19 protein-coding genes and 1 tRNA gene are annotated in these 18,712 nt (G+C 73.0%); 13 read left to right on the forward strand and 7 right to left on the reverse strand.

Annotation, left to right across the window (positions count from 1 at the left end):
- Nucleotides 1-59: 59 nt before the first annotated feature.
- Nucleotides 60-1,217, reverse strand: coding sequence for an MFS transporter (locus tag ABDB74_RS05435; RefSeq protein WP_346622359.1), 1,158 nt, complete (start codon nucleotides 1,215-1,217; stop codon nucleotides 60-62).
- 315 nt (nucleotides 1,218-1,532) lie between these two features.
- Nucleotides 1,533-1,608 (reverse strand) — tRNA-Lys (locus ABDB74_RS05440).
- 249 nt (nucleotides 1,609-1,857) lie between these two features.
- Here ABDB74_RS05440 and ABDB74_RS05445 point away from each other — a divergent pair.
- From ABDB74_RS05445 to ABDB74_RS05460, 4 genes are all read left to right on the forward strand, one after another.
- A complete protein-coding gene (locus ABDB74_RS05445; RefSeq protein ID WP_346622360.1) occupies nucleotides 1,858-3,024 on the forward strand; it encodes an Ig-like domain-containing protein in 1,167 nt (388 codons plus the stop codon).
- Nucleotides 3,025-3,100: 76 nt separating this feature from the next.
- Nucleotides 3,101-3,502 (forward strand): hypothetical protein, encoded by a 402-nt coding sequence (locus ABDB74_RS05450; protein ID WP_346622362.1) that lies wholly within the window; start codon nucleotides 3,101-3,103, stop codon nucleotides 3,500-3,502.
- A gap of 56 nt (nucleotides 3,503-3,558) precedes the next feature.
- On the forward strand, nucleotides 3,559-4,641 hold the full coding sequence (locus tag ABDB74_RS05455) for an exo-alpha-sialidase (protein WP_346622364.1): 1,083 nt from the start codon (nucleotides 3,559-3,561) through the stop codon (nucleotides 4,639-4,641).
- Between the two features lie 13 nt (nucleotides 4,642-4,654).
- Nucleotides 4,655-4,936, forward strand: coding sequence for a MoaD/ThiS family protein (locus ABDB74_RS05460; protein ID WP_346622366.1), 282 nt, complete (start codon nucleotides 4,655-4,657; stop codon nucleotides 4,934-4,936).
- Between the two features lie 77 nt (nucleotides 4,937-5,013).
- Here the strand turns inward: ABDB74_RS05460 and ABDB74_RS05465 are convergent, their stop codons facing one another.
- Nucleotides 5,014-5,256, reverse strand: a complete 243-nt coding sequence (locus ABDB74_RS05465; RefSeq protein ID WP_346622367.1) for a hypothetical protein — start codon at nucleotides 5,254-5,256, stop codon at nucleotides 5,014-5,016.
- 143 nt (nucleotides 5,257-5,399) lie between these two features.
- Nucleotides 5,400-7,190: an AMP-dependent synthetase/ligase gene (locus tag ABDB74_RS05470; RefSeq protein ID WP_346622368.1), complete on the reverse strand. Its 1,791-nt coding sequence runs from the start codon at nucleotides 7,188-7,190 to the stop codon at nucleotides 5,400-5,402.
- 149 nt (nucleotides 7,191-7,339) lie between these two features.
- On the opposite strand from ABDB74_RS05470, the gene ABDB74_RS05475 reads away from it, so the two are divergent.
- From ABDB74_RS05475 to ABDB74_RS05510, 8 genes are all read left to right on the forward strand, one after another.
- Nucleotides 7,340-8,482 (forward strand): acyl-CoA dehydrogenase family protein, encoded by a 1,143-nt coding sequence (locus ABDB74_RS05475; protein WP_346622370.1) that lies wholly within the window; start codon nucleotides 7,340-7,342, stop codon nucleotides 8,480-8,482.
- Nucleotides 8,483-8,509: 27 nt separating this feature from the next.
- Entirely contained in the window at nucleotides 8,510-9,724 is a 1,215-nt protein-coding gene (locus ABDB74_RS05480; protein WP_346622372.1) for an acetyl-CoA C-acetyltransferase, read from the forward strand.
- Nucleotides 9,725-9,734: 10 nt separating this feature from the next.
- Complete coding sequence (locus ABDB74_RS05485) at nucleotides 9,735-11,900, forward strand: 3-hydroxyacyl-CoA dehydrogenase NAD-binding domain-containing protein (protein WP_346622374.1); 2,166 nt, start codon at nucleotides 9,735-9,737, stop codon at nucleotides 11,898-11,900.
- Between the two features lie 71 nt (nucleotides 11,901-11,971).
- The gene (locus ABDB74_RS05490) at nucleotides 11,972-12,613 is read left to right on the forward strand and encodes a TetR/AcrR family transcriptional regulator (protein ID WP_346622375.1); all 642 of its coding nucleotides are present in this window, start codon (nucleotides 11,972-11,974) and stop codon (nucleotides 12,611-12,613) included.
- 69 nt (nucleotides 12,614-12,682) lie between these two features.
- On the forward strand, nucleotides 12,683-13,318 hold the full coding sequence (locus ABDB74_RS05495; protein WP_346622376.1) for a trimeric intracellular cation channel family protein: 636 nt from the start codon (nucleotides 12,683-12,685) through the stop codon (nucleotides 13,316-13,318).
- Nucleotides 13,319-13,393: 75 nt separating this feature from the next.
- Nucleotides 13,394-14,719: a methyl-accepting chemotaxis protein gene (locus ABDB74_RS05500; RefSeq protein ID WP_346622378.1), complete on the forward strand. Its 1,326-nt coding sequence runs from the start codon at nucleotides 13,394-13,396 to the stop codon at nucleotides 14,717-14,719.
- A 162-nt stretch (nucleotides 14,720-14,881) separates the two neighbouring features.
- A complete protein-coding gene (locus ABDB74_RS05505) occupies nucleotides 14,882-15,121 on the forward strand; it encodes a hypothetical protein (RefSeq protein WP_346622379.1) in 240 nt (79 codons plus the stop codon).
- Nucleotides 15,122-15,334: 213 nt separating this feature from the next.
- Nucleotides 15,335-15,490: a hypothetical protein gene (locus tag ABDB74_RS05510; protein WP_346622381.1), complete on the forward strand. Its 156-nt coding sequence runs from the start codon at nucleotides 15,335-15,337 to the stop codon at nucleotides 15,488-15,490.
- A gap of 99 nt (nucleotides 15,491-15,589) precedes the next feature.
- Here ABDB74_RS05510 and ABDB74_RS05515 read toward each other — a convergent pair whose 3' ends face one another.
- Nucleotides 15,590-17,098 (reverse strand): alanine/glycine:cation symporter family protein, encoded by a 1,509-nt coding sequence (locus tag ABDB74_RS05515; RefSeq protein WP_346622382.1) that lies wholly within the window; start codon nucleotides 17,096-17,098, stop codon nucleotides 15,590-15,592.
- Nucleotides 17,098-17,535 (reverse strand): universal stress protein, encoded by a 438-nt coding sequence (locus ABDB74_RS05520; RefSeq protein ID WP_346622384.1) that lies wholly within the window; start codon nucleotides 17,533-17,535, stop codon nucleotides 17,098-17,100. The genes ABDB74_RS05515 and ABDB74_RS05520 overlap by 1 nt, the downstream gene beginning before the upstream one ends.
- 395 nt (nucleotides 17,536-17,930) lie before the next feature.
- Between ABDB74_RS05520 and ABDB74_RS05525 the strand changes: the two genes are divergently transcribed.
- Entirely contained in the window at nucleotides 17,931-18,203 is a 273-nt protein-coding gene (locus ABDB74_RS05525) for a GlsB/YeaQ/YmgE family stress response membrane protein (protein WP_346622386.1), read from the forward strand.
- Between the two features lie 104 nt (nucleotides 18,204-18,307).
- On the opposite strand, the gene ABDB74_RS05530 is transcribed toward ABDB74_RS05525, so the two are convergent.
- A complete protein-coding gene (locus ABDB74_RS05530; protein WP_346622387.1) occupies nucleotides 18,308-18,706 on the reverse strand; it encodes a MerR family transcriptional regulator in 399 nt (132 codons plus the stop codon).
- Nucleotides 18,707-18,712 lie beyond the last annotated feature (6 nt).

The raw sequence follows: 18,712 nt of genomic DNA on the forward strand, positions 1-18,712 counted from the left end.
CCCCGTAGCACCGGCGGCGCCCCCTCCCACCGGGGAGGGGGCGCCGTCGTGTGTGGGCCCTAGAGCCTCCCCGTGCGGGCGACCGGCAGCAGCCGGGCGGCGAGCAGCGCGGTGGCCGCGGCGGCCACGGCCAGTGGCAGGGCCGCCGACGTCGCCCGCGCGGCCACCGCCATGACGAAGGGTGCGGCGAAGCCGAGGTAGGCGCAGGCGAGGAACAGCGAGGTCAGGGCTCCCAGCCGGGCCGGCGGGGCCAGCCGGGCGGTCAGCGTGAGGCCCGCCGCGAGGCACAGCCCGCCGCCGGCGCCGAGGAGCGGGGCGGCGGCGATCAGCCAGGGGAGCGCGCCGGTCTCGGCGAAGACCGCGGCGCTGCCCAACCCGAGCGTGCCGAGCCCGGTGCCGACGACGGCGGTCCACCGCCCCAGTCGGCGCTGGAGACCGGCCACGACCGTGCCGGCTCCCAGGGTCACGCCGGCCAGCACGCCGGTGACCGCCACGCCGCCGTAGGGCAGGTCCACCAGCAACGGGACGGCGGAGATGATCGTGGACGGAAAGGCGTAGACGCACACCGCGACCGGCGCCAGCACGGTCAGCACGAGGAAGCCGTCCCCCGGCCGGATCAGCGGCGCGGCGGGCGCCCCGTCCGTCCCGGTGCGGCGTCCGTCGCGCAGCTCGACCGTCTCCGGCAGGCGGAGGGCGAAGGCCAGGCCGACCGCGACCAGCGCGGTGTGCACGAGGTACGGCAGCACGGTCGGCGCCGGGGCGTACTGGCCGAGCAGGCCGCTGGTCAGCGGGCCCAGCGAGAAGCCGGCGGTCATGGCGAAGGCGGCCCGCCGCCCACCCGCCCCCTCCCCGGAGGCCACCGACAGCTCGCCCACCCAGGCGCTGCCGACGCTGAAGACGATGCCGCTGACGACGCCCTGCAGGAACCGGGCGGCGAACAGCAGCGCCAGCGAGTCACCCGCTGCCGCGAAGGCGAGCGACGCCAGCGCCGAGAGCACGATGCCGGGGATCGCCACCCGGCGCCGGCCCAGCCGGTCCGACAGCGGCCCGGCCAGCAGGAGGGCGGGGACGAGCCCGGCGGCGTAGCAGCCGAACAGCGCGGTGAGCACTTCTGCCGAGAGGCCCAGCCGTTCCTGGTAGACCAGCAGCAACGGGGTCGGGACGTTGGTGCCCGCCGCCACGGCGAAGAGCGCGAACACGGCGCGCTTCCAGATCACCGGCGAACCCTATGGCCCACCGCTTCCCGTCCCGCATCCGGCGCGACCGCAGGAAGTCGGCTGCCGCGATCGGCGCGCCGCGGAACGGTGCTCAGGCGGGGAGCTGCCGGTCGAGCTCGCGGACGAGCTCGACGAACCGGTCGGGGTCCTCGAAGTGGAACCCGTGGCCGGTGTCCACCCGCTCGAGCGCGGGGGAGGCGACGACGAGGCTGGCGCGGCCCCTCCCGGACGGAGGATCCGGAGAGGGAGACGAGGAGGCCGAACAACGGCGAAGCGACGACGCCGGAGGCATCGTCGCTTCGTCAGTGCTCGGTGTGGTGCGCCATCAGGGACTCGAACCCCGAACCCGCTGATTAAGAGTCAGCTGCTCTGCCAATTGAGCTAATGGCGCGGTGTGCCCGGTGCGGCGGGCACGAAAGAGAACGATACCAGCGCCGCCTCCCTGTCCCAGGGTGGGGTGGCGTGCTCTTCGCCACGGCACCGACTCGCTGATCACGCCGCGCTCGGGCCACCTCGCCAGCGGCTCGTGAGCCACTGCACTCCCTGGTGTCGAAACCGCGTGGACACTGGAGTGGTTGCCCGGCTCACGTGCGAGCGGGGCGGGGGAGAGGAGTCGGGACAGGTGCGACGGACAGCCGCAATGATCGCCGCCGGGGCGCTGGTCGCCCTGGCCGGGTGCAGCGGGGAGGACGCCGGCGGCTCCGCCGTGCCGACCAGCGCTGCCGCCGAGCCGGCGAGCGTCGACATCGCGGTCGCCGACGGAGCGGTGGACGTCTCACCCGTGGTCCCGCTGGAGATCGCCGTGACCGGCGGCGAGCTCACCGAGGTGGCGGTCACCGACATCACCGGCGCCACGGTGCCCGGCGCGCTGGCCGACGACACCACCGGGGACGACGAGACCCAGGTCTGGGAGCCGGAGACGCCGCTGTCGTACGGCAGCAGCTACACCGTGACGGCCACGGCCACCAACGAGGACGACAAGGAGACGACGGAGCGGTCGACGTTCGGGACGGTCACCCCGGAAACGCTGTCGACCCCGGCGATCGGACCCCTCGACGGCCAGACCGTCGGCGTCGGGATGCCGATCCGGGTCTGGTTCGACGATCCGGTGGCCGACAAGGCCGCCGTCGAGAGTCACCTGACGGTCACGAGCAGCACCCCGACCGACGGCGTCTGGAACTGGTTCAGCGACAGCGAGGTGCACTTCCGCCCCTCCACGTACTGGCCGGCGAACACCGAGGTCACCCTCGACGCCGACCTCTACGGCGTCGACTTCGGCGACGGCGTGTGGGGGGAGAAGGACCGCTCGGTCTCCTTCTCGGTCGGTGACCGGCACGTCTCGGTCGCCGATGCGGCCACGCACACCATGGCGGTCCACGACGGCGACGAGCTGGTCCAGACCTTCCCGATGAGCGCCGGTGGCCCCGAGTTCCCGAGCCGGAACGGCCCGCACGTGGTCACCGAGATGAACCGGCACCGGGTCATGGACTCGAGTACCTACGGCACGCCGGTCGACAGCCCGAACGGCTACCGGACGCCGGTGGAGTTCGCCGTCCGGCTCAACGACAACGGCGAGTTCGTGCACGCCGCCCCCTGGTCGGTGGAGCAGCAGGGACGGGAGAACGTCTCCCACGGCTGCATCAACCTCTCCACCGAGCGGGCGAAGTGGTTCTACGAGTTCTCCCGGCCCGGCGACGTCGTGGAGATCGTCAACTCCACAGGGCCGACGCTCTCGGCCGCCGACGGCGCCATCTACGACTGGGCGATCCCGTGGGACGAGTGGCGGGCCGGCAGCGCCCTGACGTGAGCCTCCGCCGCCGGTCGGCGCGTTTCCGCTGCTCGGCGCGGGGGCACCACCACGGCGCCGTCGAGGAGGGCCTGCCGTGGACACCTGGTTGATCGTGCTGATCGTCGTCGCCGCCCTGGTGGTGCTCGCCCTCGCGGCGCTGGCGTTCAGCAAGCGCGCGCGTGTGGCGCGCGTGCGCCGGGAGGCGCAGCACCGCGAGCAGGCGCGGGAGAACCTGCAGGAGGCGGAGGAGCGCTCGGCTCGTGCCGACCGCGAGCAGGCCCTCGCCCTCGAGCAGGCGGCCCGTGCCCGGGAGGAGCTCGCGGACGTGCAGCAACGGGCGGCCCGCGCCGAGCAGGAGGCCCGCCGGCGCGCGGCCCGCGCCGAGGAGGACCGCGCGGCCGCCGAGCACCTGCGGGCCGAGGCGCAGCGGCTGGCCCCCGACGTCGCGGACGGCCGGTACGACGACCATCCCGACGGCGGCGCGACCCGCCGCTGAGTTCCGCCCGCCGCGACGGTCTACCCCTCGACGAACGTCGACACCGGAGGGGCACCATGACCGACCTGCTGGCCATCGGGACGCGCAAGGGGCTGTGGCTGGCCCGCAGCGACGACGCCCGCCGCACCTGGACCCTGGAGGGTCCGCACCTGCTCGCCCAGGAGGTGGCGGCCGTCTCGATCGACACCCGGCGGCCGGCCCCCCGGCTGCTGGCCGGGGTGCAGTACGGGCACTGGGGCCCCACCGTCACCTGGTCCGACGACCTGGGGAGCAGCTGGCACGAGACCGACTCCGGTGCCATCCGCTTCCCCGAGGACGCCGGCGCGGCCCTGGGCCGGGTCTGGCAGCTGCAGCCGGACATCGCCGGGCGCCCCGACGTGGTCTGGGCCGGCTGCGAGCCGCAGTCGCTGTGGCGCAGCACCGACGGCGGCTGCAGCTTCACCCTCGTCCGCGGGCTCTGGGACCACCCGCACCGGCCCGACTGGGCCCCCGGGGCCGGCGGAGGGGCGGTGCACACGGTGCTGCCCGACCCGGACACCGACCGGGTGACCGTGGCGATGAGCACCGGCGGGGTCTACGTCAGCGACGACGGCGCCACGGGCTGGGCGCCGCGCAACCGCGGCATCAGCGCCGTCTTCATGCCGGAGCCCGCACCCGAGTACGGGCAGTGCGTGCACAAGGTCGCCGTGGACGCCGGTGACCCGCACCGGATGTACGCGCAGAACCACTTCGGCGTCTTCCGCACCGACGACGGCGGCGGATCGTGGACCTCGATCGCCGAGGGGCTCCCGGCCGACTTCGGCTTCCCCGTCGCGGCCTCGACCAGCACGCCGGGCACCGCCTGGGTGGTGCCGCTGGTGGCCGACATGCAGCGGGTGCCCCCGGACGGCCGGCTCCGGGTCCACCGCACCCGGGACGCGGGGCGGAGCTGGAACGAGGTGGGCGCCGGGCTGCCCGACGGTGCGTGGACCGCCGTGCTCCGCGACGCGTTCTGCACCGACGACCACGATCCGGCGGGCCTCTACGTCGGCACCCGGGACGGCTGCGTCTACGCCAGCGCCGACGAGGGGGACACGTTCACGCTCGTGGCCCGGCACCTGCCCGACGTCCTCGTCGTCCGCGCCGCGCGGCTGCCGTGAGCGGGGCGCGGCGGTGAGCGTGCAGGTGGTGCTGCCCGGCGTCCTGGCCGACCTGGCCGGTGGCGACCGCCACCTGGACCTGGATCCGGAGGGCGGGACGCTCGCGGCCGTGCTGGACGAGGTCGCGGTGCGCTACCCGGTCCTCGCGCGGCGGATCCGGGACGAGGCGGGCGCCGTGCGGCGGTTCGTCAACGTCTACGTCGACGGCGAGGACGTGCGCTGGCAGGGCGGGCCGGCCACGCCGGTGCCCGACGGGGCGGTGGTCCAGGTGCTGCCGTCGGTCGCCGGGGGCTGACCCGGGCATAGGAACCTATGCCTGCGAATCGGCGCCCGAACTCGTAGGCATGGCTTCCTATGCCTACGAGCTGGGGGTCAGAGCGCGGCGAGGGTGGCGCAGTTGGGGCAGAGCTGCTGCTCGTCGTAGCCCTCGGGCGGCCACGGCACCTGCTCGTCGACCGAGACGAAGGCTCCGCACAGCGCCTTGCGGCTCTGCCCGTTGACCCGGCCGATCGTGGCGTGCGCCGGGCCGATCTGCCGCGGGGTGAGCCCCTCGGCGCCGAAGGAGCCGACCATGACGACCGCGTGTGCCGTGCCGTACGCGTAGACACTGGTCATGGCGACCAGGGTCCGAGGCTTCCGCCCGTTGCGCCACCACCGACGGGCACGTGTCGGCCGCACCCGTCACACCGGTCCCTTCCGTTCCGGATAGGCGCCGGGAGGCCCCCGTCCGCCGCCACGGACAGGGGCTCCCGGCCGGGTCAGGAGGCGTAGATCCGCTCCACCTCGTCGGCGAACTCCTTCATGACCACCGACCGCTTCAGCTTCAGGGACGGCGTCAGCTGGCCGCCCTCGACGGTCCACTCGACCGGCAGGACCGCGAAGGACTTGATCGACTCCGCCTTGGACACCTGCGCGTTCGCCCGGTCGACCGCGGCCTGGATCTCGGCCAGGACCTCCGGGTCGTCCACCAGCTGCGCCATGGGGGTGTCCGTCGGCCGGCCCTTGGTCTCCAGCCAGCCGGGCAGCGCCTCGGCGTCCAGGGTGATCAGGCAGCCGATGAACGGCCGGTTGTCGCCGACGACGATGCACTGGCTGACCAGCGGGTGGGCCCGGATCTTGTCCTCGAGGACGGCGGGGGAGACGTTCTTCCCGCCCGAGGTGACGATCAGCTCCTTGATCCGGCCGGTGATCGTCACGTACCCCTCGTCGTCGATCTGGCCGATGTCCCCGGTGGCGAGCCAGCCGTCGCGCAGCACCTCGGCCGTCGCCTCCGGGTTGTTCCAGTACCCGCGGAAGACCTGCGGGCCGCGCACCTGGATCTCGCCGAGCTCGCTGATGCGGACCGCCGAGCCCGGGGCCGGCCGGCCGACGGTGCCCACCTTGAGGGCGTCCGGGCCGCTGACGGTGGCCGGCCCGGTGGTCTCGGTGAGCCCGTAGCCCTCGAGGATCGTGACCCCGATGCCCCGGAAGAAGTGGCCCAGCCGCTCGCCCAGCGGGGCGCCGCCGGAGAGCGCGTACTCGACCTTGCCGCCCATCGCGGCCCGCAGCTTGCCGTAGACCAGGGCGTCGAACAGCTTGTGCTGCAGATTCAGCCCGAGGCCGGCGCCGCCGGTGTCCTGGGCCTTCGACCAGGCGACGGCGACCCGCTCGGCGCGGTCGAAGATCCCGCCCTTGCCGCCGGCGTGCGCCTTCTGGCGGGCGCCGTTGTAGACCTTCTCGAACACCCGGGGCACCGCCACCAGGAAGGTCGGCTGGAACGTGCCCAGGTCGGCCAGCAGCTGGGCGAGGTCGCCGGTGTGCCCGAGCCGGGCGCCGTTCTGCACGCAGCCGATCTCGATGATCCGCGCGAAGACGTGGGCCAGCGGGAGGAAGAGCAGCGAGCTCGCGTTCTCCGCGGCCATGGCCGGGATGACCGTGGGGGCCAGCTCGGCGACGTACAGCAGGTTGCCGTGCGTGAGCTCGCACCCCTTCGGCCGCCCGGTCGTGCCGGAGGTGTAGATGATCGTGGCCAGCGTGTCGGTCGACAGCGTCGCCCGCCGCTGGGCCAGCCCGTCCTCGGGGGTCTCGCCGGCCCGCGCCGCGACCTGGTCGAGATCGCCCCCCTCGATCTGCCAGACGTGCCGCAGCCCGGGTATCCCGTCGCGCACCGACTCGACGAGCGCCTGGTGCGTGGCCGTCTCGACGACGACCGCCACCGCGCCGGAGTCCGAGAGGATCCACTGCGCCTGCTCGGCCGACGACGTCTCGTAGATCGGAACGGCGACCGCGCCGGCGGTCCAGATCGCGTAGTCGGCGAGCGTCCACTCGTAGCGGGTCTTGCTCAGGATGCCGACCCGGTCGCCGGCCTGGACCCCGGCGGCCATCATGCCGCGAGCCAGTGCCGAGACCTGCTCGGCGAACTCCTTGCGGGTGACCGGCGCCCAGCTCCCGCCGACGTTGCGGCTGAAGGCCACCTCGTCGGGCGAGCCGGCGGCGCGCTCGGAGACGGCATCGGGGAGGGCGGCGGTGGCCGGGATCTCGAAGGCGGCGGGGACGGCGTACTCCTGCACGGTGAGCTCCTGTCAGAGGCTTCGTCGACTGTGACGTGGCCGACAAAACTACTGTGACGCGGCGCGCAAAGATACAGAACGAGTGGTCTGTATGTTGGGGTTCCCCCGTGCGTGTCCGCCGGGAGGCTCCCGAACCCCCGGAGGTGGCTGTGCAGTCCGCGCTCTACGAGGCCGAGCACGAGGCGTTCCGCGCGATGCTGCGGGACTTCCTGGCGAAGGAGGTCGTCCCGCACCACGACGACTGGGAGAAGGCCGGCGTCGTCGACCGCTCGGTCTGGCTGAAGGCCGGCGAGCAGGGCCTGCTGGGCATGGACGTGCCCGAGGAGTTCGGCGGCGGCGGGGTGAAGGACTTCCGCTACAACGCGATCCTGTCCGCGGAGGTCAGCCGGGTCGGGGCCAGCGGTCTCGGGTTCACCCTGCAGAACGACGTCGTGGCGCCGTACCTGATCGGGCTCGCCACCGACGAGCAGAAGCGGCGCTGGCTGCCCGGGGTCGTCAGCGGCGAGATCATCACCGCGATCGCCATGACCGAGCCGGGCGCGGGCTCGGACCTGCAGGGCCTGACGACGACGGCCCGCCGCGACGGCGACGAGTGGGTGCTCACCGGGTCCAAGACGTTCATCACCAACGGCATCAACGCCGACCTGGTCATCGTCGTCACCCGCACCGACCCCGGGGCCGGCGCCCGCGGCTTCTCGCTGCTCGTGGTCGAGCGGGGCATGCCGGGCTTCGAGCGCGGGCGGAACCTGGACAAGGTCGGCCTCAAGGCGCAGGACACCGCCGAGTTGTTCTTCGAGGACGTGCGGGTGCCCGCCGCCAACCTGCTGGGCACCGAGGGGCATGGCTTCTTCCACCTGATGGAGAACCTGCCGCAGGAGCGGCTCTCCATCGCCGCGGGCGCCGTCGCCTCCGCCCGGAATGTGCTGGACCTGACCGTCCGGTACTGCAAGGAGCGCACCGCGTTCGGCAAGCCCATCGGGGCGTTCCAGAACACCCGCTTCGAGCTCGCCGAGATGCACACCGAGGTCACGATCGCCGAGACCTACCTGGAGAAGGCGATCCTCGAGCACAACGCCGGGCGGTTCACCGTCGAGGACGCCGCCATGGCCAAGTGGTGGACGACGGAGCTGCAGAAGCGGGTCATCGACCGCTGCGTCCAGCTGCACGGCGGCTACGGCTACATGCTCGAGTACCCGGTCGCCAAGGCCTTCGTCGACTCGCGCATCCAGACCATCTACGGCGGGACGACCGAGATCATGAAGGAGATCGTCGGCCGCTCGCTCGGCGTCTGAACCCATCACGCACCCGAGAGGACGAGCATGAGCACCGAGGCGTTCATCTACGACGCCGTGCGCACCCCGCGCGGCAAGGGCAAGAGGACCGGCGGGCTGCACTCGGTGAAGCCGATCAGCCTGACCACCGGCCTCATCGACGAGGTCCGCAGGCGCAACCCCGGGTTGGACCCGCAGCTGGTCGACGACATCGTGCTCGGCGTCGTCTCCCCGGTCGGCGAGCAGGGGGCGGTCATCGCCCGGACGGCGGCGCTGGCCGCCGGTCTGCCCGAGACCGTGGCGGGCGTGCAGATCAACCGGTTCTGCGCCAGCGGCCTGGAGGCGGTCAACCTGGCCGCGCAGAAGGTGCGCTCCGGCTTCGAGGACCTGGTGTTCGCCGGCGGCGTGGAGTCGATGTCGCGCGTGCCCATGGGCTCCGACGGCGGCGCCTGGCCGATGGACCCGGAGACCGCCGCGCGCACCGGCTTCGTCCCGCAGGGCATTGGCGCGGACCTGATCGCCACGCTGGCCGGCTGGAGCCGGGAGGACGTCGACGCCTACGCCGCCGAGTCCCACGCCCGGGCCGCCAAGGCCTGGTCCAACGGCTACTTCGAGCGCTCGGTCGTGCCGGTGACCGACAAGAACGGCACCGTCGTCCTGGACGCCGACGAGCTGGTGCGCCCCGGGACGACGGTCGAGTCGCTGGCCGCCCTGCCCTCGGCCTTCGCCGGCATCGGCGACATGGGCGGCTTCGACGCCGTCGCGCTGGACAGGTACCACTGGGTCGAGCGGATCGACCACGTGCACACCGCCGGCAACTCCAGCGGGATCGTCGACGGCGCCGCGCTGGTCGTCGTCGGCACCGAGGAGGCCGGCACCCGCCACGGGCTCACCCCGCGGGCCCGCATCGTGAGCGCCGCCGTCTCCGGCTCCGACCCGGTGATCATGCTGACCGGCCCGGCACCGGCCACGCACAAGGCGCTGGCGAAGGCCGGCCTCACCGTCGACGACATCGACCTGGTCGAGATGAACGAGGCGTTCGCCGCCGTCGTCCTGCGGTTCATAGCCGACACCGGCTTCGACCACGAACAGGTCAACGTCAACGGCGGGGCCATCTCGATGGGCCACCCCCTCGGGGCCACCGGCGCGATGATCCTGGGCTCGCTCGTCGACGAGCTCGAGCGGCGCGACCTGCGCCGCGGCCTGGCCACCCTGTGCGTCGGCGGCGGGATGGGCATCGCCACCGTCGTCGAGCGAGTCTGAGGAGATCCCCGTGAGTGACAGCACCATCCGCTGGGAGACCGACGCCGACGGCGTCGTCGTCCTGACGCTGGACGACCCGTCGTCCTCGGCGAACACCATGAACGACGCGTACGTGCGGTCGATGGGCGAGACGATCGACCGGCTCGAGCGCGAGAAGGGCTCGATCCGGGGCGTCGTGCTGACGAGCGCGAAGAAGACCTTCTTCGCCGGCGGCAACCTCGGCAGCCTGATCCGGGCGACGCCCGAGACCCGCGACCAGGTGCTCGCCCAGGTCACGCTGGTGAAGAGCCAGCTGCGCCGGCTGGAGACCCTCGGCCTCCCGGTCGCCGCGGCGATCAACGGGACGGCGCTCGGGGGCGGCCTGGAGATCGCGCTGGCCTGCCACCACCGCGTCGTCCTCGACGACCCCAAGGTGAAGCTCGGCTTCCCGGAGGTCACGCTCGGCCTGCTGCCCGGCGGGGGCGGGATCGTGCGCTCGGTCCGGCTGCTCGGCCTGACGACGGCGCTGCTGGAGCTGTTGCTGCAGGGCCAGCAGGTGCGGCCCGACAAGGCGGTGAAGCTGGGGCTCGTCCATGACACCGCGGCCGACCGCGACGAGCTGCTGGCCGAGGCCCGCGCCTGGGTGCTCGCGAACCCGGACGCCGCCCAGCCCTGGGACACCACGGGCCACAAGGTCCCCGGCGGCACCCCGTCGTCGCCGTCCCTGGCGGCGAACCTGCCCGCGTTCCCGGCCAACCTGACCAAGCAGCTCAAGGGCGCGCCCTACCCGGCGCCGTACGCGATCCTGTCGGCGGCCGTGGAGAGCCTGCAGGTCGACGTCGACACCGCGTTCACCGTCGAGGGCCGGTACTTCGTCGATCTCGTCGTCGGCCAGATCTCGACCAATCTGATCCAGGCGCTGTGGTTCGACCTGAACCGGATCAACGGCGGCGGCTCCCGTCCCGCGGTCGAGCGGGCGTTCACGGCGTCGAAGGTCGGCGTGCTGGGCGCCGGGATGATGGGCGCGGGCATCGCGCACGCGTTCGCCAAGGTCGGCGTCGACGTCGTCCTCAAGGACGTCGGCACCGAGGCGGCCGAGAAGGGCAAGGCGCACGTCGCGGCCCTGGTCGGCAAGCAGGTCTCCCGCGGGCGCATGAGCCAGGAGAAGGCCGACGCGTTCCTCGCCCGGATCACCCCGACCGGCGACGCCGCGGACCTGGCCGGCTGCGACGTGGTCGTCGAGGCCGTCTTCGAGGACACCGCGCTCAAGCACCGGGTGCTCAGCGAGGCCGAGGCGCACGCCCTGCCGGACGCGCTGCTGGCGTCGAACACCTCGACGCTGCCGATCACCGGGCTGGCCGAGGGCGTGCAGCGGCAGGCCGACGTCGTCGGCATGCACTTCTTCTCCCCGGTGGACAAGATGCCGCTGGTCGAGCTGATCGTGGGGGAGCGGACCTCGGACGAGGCGCTGGCCCGTGCCTACGACGTCGTCCGGCAGATCGGCAAGACGCCGATCGTGGTCTCCGACAGCCGCGGCTTCTTCACCAGCCGGGTCTTCGGCACGCTGGTGATGGAGGGTGCGGCGCTGCTGGCCGAGGGCCTCGCGCCGATGAGCGTCGAGCGCGCGGCGCTGCAGGCCGGCTTCCCCGCCGGGCCGCTCACCCTGCTCGACGAGGTCACCCTGACCCTGCCGCTCAAGATCCGCGACGAGGCGGCGAAGGCCGGGGCCGCCGACGACCACCCGGGCGTGGCCGTCCTGCGGACGATGGTGGCGCACGGGCGGACCGGGAAGTCCGCCGGCCAGGGCTTCTTCGACTGGCAGCCGGAGAAGCGGGTGTGGCCGGGCCTGACCGAGCTCTTCCCCACGCGCGATGCCGATTCCGAGGGTGCGGTCCCCTTCCGGGACGCGCAGGAACGGCTGCTGTTCGCCATGGCGGTGGAGACGGCGCGCTGCGTCGAGGAGAAGGTGCTGACCTCGGTGGAGGACGCCAACATCGGCTCGATCATGGGCATCGGCTTCCCGCCCCTGTACGGCGGCGTGCTCCAGTACGTCGACCAGTACGAGGACGGTGTGGCCGGGTTCGTCGCCCGGGCCGACGAGCTGGCCGACCGATACGGCGAGCGGTTCCGCCCGCCGGCGCTGCTGCTGGAGCGGGCGGTCCCGGCCGGCAGCCTCCGCGCCGCGGTCGCGGCCTGAGCCGGCCGCCGGAGCGGGGCGCCGCCGGTGCGCGGCGCCCCGCTCCCGCCGTCCTCCCTACGATTCCCGGCATGGCCGAGAGCGGGGACCCCTGGGTGACCACCGCCCCGGCGCGCCGCACCCAGGCCGAGCGCCGCGCCAGCACCCGCGAGGCGCTGGTGCGGGCGACCGTCGAGTCCCTGGTCGAGCTCGGGTACGCGCGCACCACCACGCAGGAGGTGCAGCGCCGGGCCGGGGTCTCCCGCGGTGCGCTGACCCACCAGTTCACGTCGAAGGCCGAGCTGGTGCTGGCCGCCGTCGACCACCTGTACGAGGAGTTCAGCGCGAGCGTCCGGCAGGCCGCGGCCGAGCTGCCGGCCGAGTCCTCGGCCCGCATCCCCCTCGGCGTCGAGCTCGTCTGGCAGCGGTTCCACGGGCCTCTGTTCGTCGCGGCGATGGAGCTGTGGACGGCGGCGCGCACCGACCCCGAGCTGCGGGCGGCGCTGCTGCCGCACGAGCGGCGGCTCGGCGCGCAGCTGCGGCGGCTGGCGACCGAGGTGTTCGGCCAGGAGATCGCCGCGCACCCGGATGCGGAGGCGCTGTACCAGGTGCTGCTCACCTCGATGCGGGGCCAGGCGATGACCTACGCCCTGCAGCCCGGCGCCCCGCGCACCGGCCCGCACCTGCAGCACTGGCTCGCGATCGTCGAGGCGTTCACCCTCCGCCGCGTCTGATCGGGTCCGGTCCGGCGTCTGGAAGGCTGGCGCCCTCCCGGAGTGCTGCAGGGAGGAGCGGTTCGGCCCATGACCACCACCGTGCTGCTGGTCCTCGACCTCGTCGGCGCGTTCGCGTTCGCCCTCAACGGGGCCCTGACCGCGCTGCGCGCCACCCGGCTCGACATCGTCGGCGTGGTCACCCTCGGGATGATCACCGCGCTGGGCGGCGGCACGATCCGCGACGTCTTCCTCGACGCGCTGCCGCCGGCCACCTTCCTCGACTGGCGCTACCTGGCCGTGGCCGCGGGTGGCGGGCTGATCGCCTTCTTCGCCTGGACGCACCTGGAGCGGATCAACGGCACGATCAACGTCCTCGACGCCGCCGGCCTGAGCCTGTTCGCGGTCACCGGTGCCCTCAAGGCGGTCGATCTCGGCTTCGGCCCCGCGCAGGCGGTCATCGTCGGTGCGATCACCGGCGTCGGCGGCGGCACGCTCCGCGACGTCCTCGTCCGCCAGGTGCCGTCGGTGCTCAGCAGCGGCCTCTACGCCGTCCCGGCGCTCGTCGGCGCCACCGCCGTCGTCGTCGCCGACCTGCTCGACATCCGCACCGCGGTCACCACGGTCGGCGCCGCCGCCCTGTGCTTCGCCATCCGGATGGTCGGCGTCCACTTCGACGTGCATGCGCCCTTCCCGCCGGGCACCCGGCGGCCCGAGGAGCAGTGAGCCGCGCGGCGCACGGTCAGCCCCGCACGAACAGGTTGCGCTCAATATTGTTGGAGTCATGCCGATGACCCAGGTGTGACCACCCTCTCTGCCGGGTCGACGACGCCCCGGCGCACCGGTTTCCGGGCCAGCATCCCGCGCGGCGCGCGCCTCGACGAGGAGGGCTTCCGCCGGCGCCACCGGATCGTCTCCGTCGTCCTGGCCCTGCATCCGCCGGTGCTGGCGGGCATCGGACTGGCCCGTGACGTGGGTGGCTGGATGCTGTGGGGGCAGCTGGCCGTGCTCGTCGGGCTCCTGGTGGCCGGCCAGGTCCTGCGGGGCCGCGTCGTCCGGGCCAGCGCCGCGAGCCTCGGCCTGATGATCGGCGCCGACGTGCTGGTGCACGTCGGCGGCGGCCTCACCGACCTGCACATCTGGTTCTACGCGATCCTCGCGCTGGTCGCGGTCTACCAGCACTGGACGCCCTTCCTGCTCGCGGTGGCCTTCGTCGCGGTGCACCACGCCGCGATGAGCCTGCTGATGCCCGAGTCGGTGTTCTCCACCGCCGAGGCCCAGCACGACCCGGTCGCCTACGCCCTGCTGCACGCGGTGTTCCTGCTGGCGGAGGCGTACTTCCTCGCCTACAGCTGGAAGTTCTCCGAGGAGTCCGACCGCGCGCACCGCGCCGAGGCGCGCCGGGCCGAGGACCAGGCCGCGGCGCAGACGCAGGCGCAGACCGACCTCGCCGCCGAGCGTGCCCGCACCACCGAGAACGCCGCCACCGCGCTGGCCGAGCGGGAACGCCGCGCGGCCGCGCTGGAGGAGCAGCTCGCCGAACTGGTGGACGCCGGGCGGCGGCTGGACGACAACGTCGGCACCGCCACCGAGGTGATGACCGGTCTGCGGGCGGCCATCGCCGAGATCGCCGCCGCGGCCAGCCACGCCACCACGACCGCCAACCAGGCCAGCGAGGGCTTCCGGGAGAGCGCCGAGACCGTCGATCGGCTGGCCATGACGATGGCCGAGATCGACCAGATCGCCGGCAGCATCTCCACGATCGCCGACCAGACCAACCTCCTGGCGCTCGACGCGACCATCGAGTCGGCCCGTGCGGGGGAGGCCGGCAAGGGCTTCGCCGTCGTCGCCGGGGAGGTCAGGGACCTCGCGTCGGAGACGGCCAGGGCGACGGAGCGGATCCGGCGCGTGGTCGAGGCGGTGCGGGGCGACGTCGAGGCCGCGGGCAACGCGCTCGGCAGCGTCCAGCAGGTCATCCAGGGCGTCGTGGAGGCGCAGACGACGATCGCCGCCGCGGTCGAGGAGCAGAACGCCTCGACCGCCCAGGCCCAGGACGCGATCGTCGGCGCGTCGCGCGAGGCGACGCGCATGGCCGCGGATCTGCAGCGGATCGTCAGCGGCATGTAGCCGGCCCGGCCGACGGGCTCCGCGCCCGCCCGTCGGCCCGGCGGATCCGCCACCCCTCGCGTGGACGGCGGGCGACCGGGTAGGGGAGGCCGTGGCCGCCGCGCGACCTGTGCCCGGCCGGCCACGCCCGACGATGTACGTACCGACCTGGAGGAGGAGTACATGCGCGTGGAGGAACTGTCCGGGGACGACGCGGCGGTGTACCGGGCCGTCGCCGAGCGCGAGGACCAGGACGGCGCGCCGCACCTGCAGGACCTGGCCCGGCAGGCCGGCCTGGACCTCGAGCGGACCAGGGCCGCCGTCGACCGGCTGCAGCACGCCGACCCGAAGCTGGTGCACGAGGTGCCGGACACCAGTCGGACCGACCTCGGCCCCACCTACGAGCTGGCCCCGCGGACCTGACCCCGCGACACAGGGCCGGCTACCGCTGCGACATCGTCATCGCCGGACGGCCGTGGGAGGTGGAGCGCTTCGTCGACCTGTAGTGAGGGCTCCCCGCACGGGACGTCGCGGGCGCCTCACCGCTGGTCACGGCCGCAGCCCGAGCGGAGCGATCCGGTAGTTCCGCGGTGGACCGGGTAGGGCAGCGGGGACCCACACCCCGAGGAGGTGCCCGTGCTCGGATTCATCGCACTGCTGCTCGTCGTCTGGCTGGCGCTCGCCGTGATCGGTGCGGTGGTGGAGGGCCTGTTCTGGCTCGTCGTCATCGCCGCCGTGCTCTTCCTGGCCACCGCGGCCTACGGCTGGACCAAGCGCAACACCAGAGTCTGACCCCGGGCCGCCCGTCACGGGCGGCCCGGCCGCGCTCACTGCGCGCCGCCCTCCGTCCGGAGGGCGGCGCGCAGTGGTGTCACGACCCGATCGGCCGGCTCAGGTGCGCTCGGCGACCGGCAGGATCTCCCCCTGCTCCAGCCGGGCGCGGTAGCCGAAGAGCTCCTTCTTGACCACCCGGGCGAGGATGTAGAGCCCGATGATGTTCGGCAGCGACATCAGGAAGATCATGCTGTCGGAGAAGCCGATCACCGCGTCGAGCGTCGACGAGGCGCCGATGACGACGAAGATGCAGAAGATGAGCTTCCACGTGCGGTCGACCAGCATCGACTCGCCGAAGAGGTAGGTCGCGGCCTTCAGGCCGTAGTAGCTCCAGGCGAGCATGGTCGAGTAGGCGAAGAGGACCACCGCGACCGCCAGCACGATCGGGAACCAGCCGACCACCGTCCCGAAGGCCGCCGACGTGGTCTGCACGCCCGGCGCGCTGGCCTCGTCGGCGTAGGTGCCGGTGATGACGATGGCGAGCGCGGTCATCGTGCAGATGACGACGGTGTCGATGAACGGCTCGAGGACGGCGACGTGCCCCTCGGTCGCCGGCTCGCTGGTCTTCACCGCGGAGTGGGCGATCGCCGCCGAGCCCAGCCCCGCCTCGTTGCTGAAGGCGGCCCGCCGGAAGCCCTGGATGAGGACGCCGACGACGCCGCCGAACCCGGCCTCGGGCGTGAACGCCTGGGAGACGATCGCCCACAGCGCTTCGGGCACCGCCGTGAGGTTGGCGATCAGCACGGTCAGGCACGCGATGACGTAGAAGACGGCCATGAACGGGACCAGCTTGTCGGTGACCCGGGCGATGCTGCGGATCCCGCCGATGATGACCGCGCCGACGAACAGGGCGAGGATCAGGCCGAAGATCGCCCCGGCCGCGCCGCCGCCGAGCGGTCCGTCGGCCCCGCCGGTCACCGACTGGGCCTGGCTGAACGCCTGGTTGGCCTGGAACATGTTGCCGCCGCCGACGGCGCCACCGAGCGTGAAGATGCAGAACAGGACGGCGAGGACCTTGCCGAAGGTGCCCAGCTTCGGGCTCTTCTCCTTGAGCCCCTTGGTCAGGTAGTACATCGGGCCACCGGACACCCGGCCGTCGGCGTACACGTTGCGGTACTTCACGCCGAGCGTGCACTCCACGCCCTTGGTGCACATGCCGACCAGCCCGGCGATGATCATCCACAGCGTGGCGCCCGGCCCGCCCAGCGAGATCGCCACCGCGACGCCGGCGATGTTGCCGAGGCCGACGGTGCCCGACACGGCCGTCGCGAGCGCCTGGAAGTGGGTCACCTCGCCGGCGTCCCGGGGGTCGTTGTAGTCACCCCGGGCCAGCTGGATCGCGTGCTTGAAGGCCCGGAACTGGAAGCCGCGCAGGTAGACGGTGAAGAAGAACCCGGCGATCACCAGCCACACGACGATGAGCGGGAGCACCACCCCCTCGTCGATGAAGTCCAGCGGGATGGCGAAGAAGACGACCGCGGTGATCCACTCCGACACCGGGGCGAAGAAGCTGTCGACCTGCTCGTCGAACGTGGCGGCCAGCAGAGAGTCGGACGTCGAGGGCATCACGGCACCACCAGGACGGGGACGGGGGAGAGCTGGATGAGGCTGCTCGGCGTCGAGCCGAAGAGCATGGTGCGCACCCGGCTCTGGCCGACGCGGCCGACGGTGATCCAGGCCGCGTCGTAGTCGCGGGCGAGGCTGACCAGCGTCTCCGCGGGATGGCCGTGCCGGACGACCCCCTCCACCTCGAGGTCCCCGGGGGCCGAGAGCCGGGTGACGACCGGGTCCAGCACCCGTTCGCGCGCCGCCGTGGCCTCGCGCTCCTTCTCCACGGAGCGGCGTTCGTTCTCCTCTGCGCTGGTGAACGAGTACGGCGACCAGGGCACGACGCAGGCGAGGAGCAGGCGCAGGTCGTGCCGGCGGGCGGCGTCGGCAGCGGCCTCGGCGGCGCGGCCGCTCGCCTCACTGCCGTCCAGACCTACCACGATCGATTCGGGCACGAGCCCACCTCCGGTCGGGGGACGACGTGGCGCGAAGGCTAGCCCTGGTCGCGGTCCGCGGCAGGTCGAACCGGAGCGGCGGCGTCGGGGACCGCCGAGCTCCTGGCGACCGCCCGCTCCGGTGCCCGGGTGGGGGACAGGGAGGAGACGGCCACATGGACGCGGCCGGATCGGGTAGGGGTCGACGAACAGCCACCGAATGGGAAGGAAGATCTGTCATGGGACTCATCTCCGGACTCGTCAAGTTCAACCTGCTCAAGCGGCTGCTGGGCCGCTTCACCGGCCGCCGTCGCGCCTGAGCACCACACCTGACCACCGCACCTGACCGACGCCGCACCGAGGCGACGGACGGCCCGATCCCTGACGGGGGACCGGGCCCGAGAGGAGAACCGAGCATGGAGATCACCGGCATCATCACCGCACTGGTCATCGGTCTGATCATCGGCGCGCTGGGCCGCCTGGTCGTGCCCGGGAAGCAGAGCATCCCGATCTGGCTGACCCTGCTCATCGGTGTCCTCGCGGCCGTCGTCGGCACCCTGGTCGCCGGCGCGCTCGGCGTGGCCGACACCGCGGGTGTCGACTGGATCGAGCTGGCGCTCCAGGTCGGCTTCGCCGCTCTCGGGGTGGCAGCCGTGGCCGGGTCCTACGGACGCCGCAGCCGCGTCTGACGGATCGGACGGAGGAGAGGCCCTGGTCGGTGATCCGACCAGGGCCTCTCCTCGTGGTGCGTGGGTCAGTGCCGGAGCACGTCCGTGCTCGGACCGCCCCGGTGTCAGCGGCTGGCGTCCAGGCGGCCGGCGAGGGTCTCCGCGAACCCCTCCGCGACGGCGAGCTGCTCGCGCAGCGCGGTGACCCGGGCGGTGGCGGCGGCGTGGAACATCCGGAGCCGGTCGAGCAGCTCGGCCCGGTCGCCCGCGCCCGCGTCGAGGTCGGCCAGCAGCGTCAGGAGTTCCTGCATCTCCTCGAGCGTGAAACCGAGCGGCTTCATCCGCTTGATGACCTGGAGGCGGGCGACGTCGTCGTCGCTGTAGAGCCGGAAGCCACCCTCGGAGCGGGCGGTCGGGATCACCAGCCCGTTCTCCTCGTAGAAGCGGATCGTCCGCAGGCTCAGACCCGTCCGTTCGGCCACCTGGCCGATCTGGACCAACTCGCCGCGCGGGGTCTCGGTCATCCCTCC

Origin of the sequence: Blastococcus sp. HT6-4 (assembly GCF_039679125.1) — a bacterium.
GTDB lineage: Bacteria > Actinomycetota > Actinomycetes > Mycobacteriales > Geodermatophilaceae > Blastococcus > Blastococcus montanus.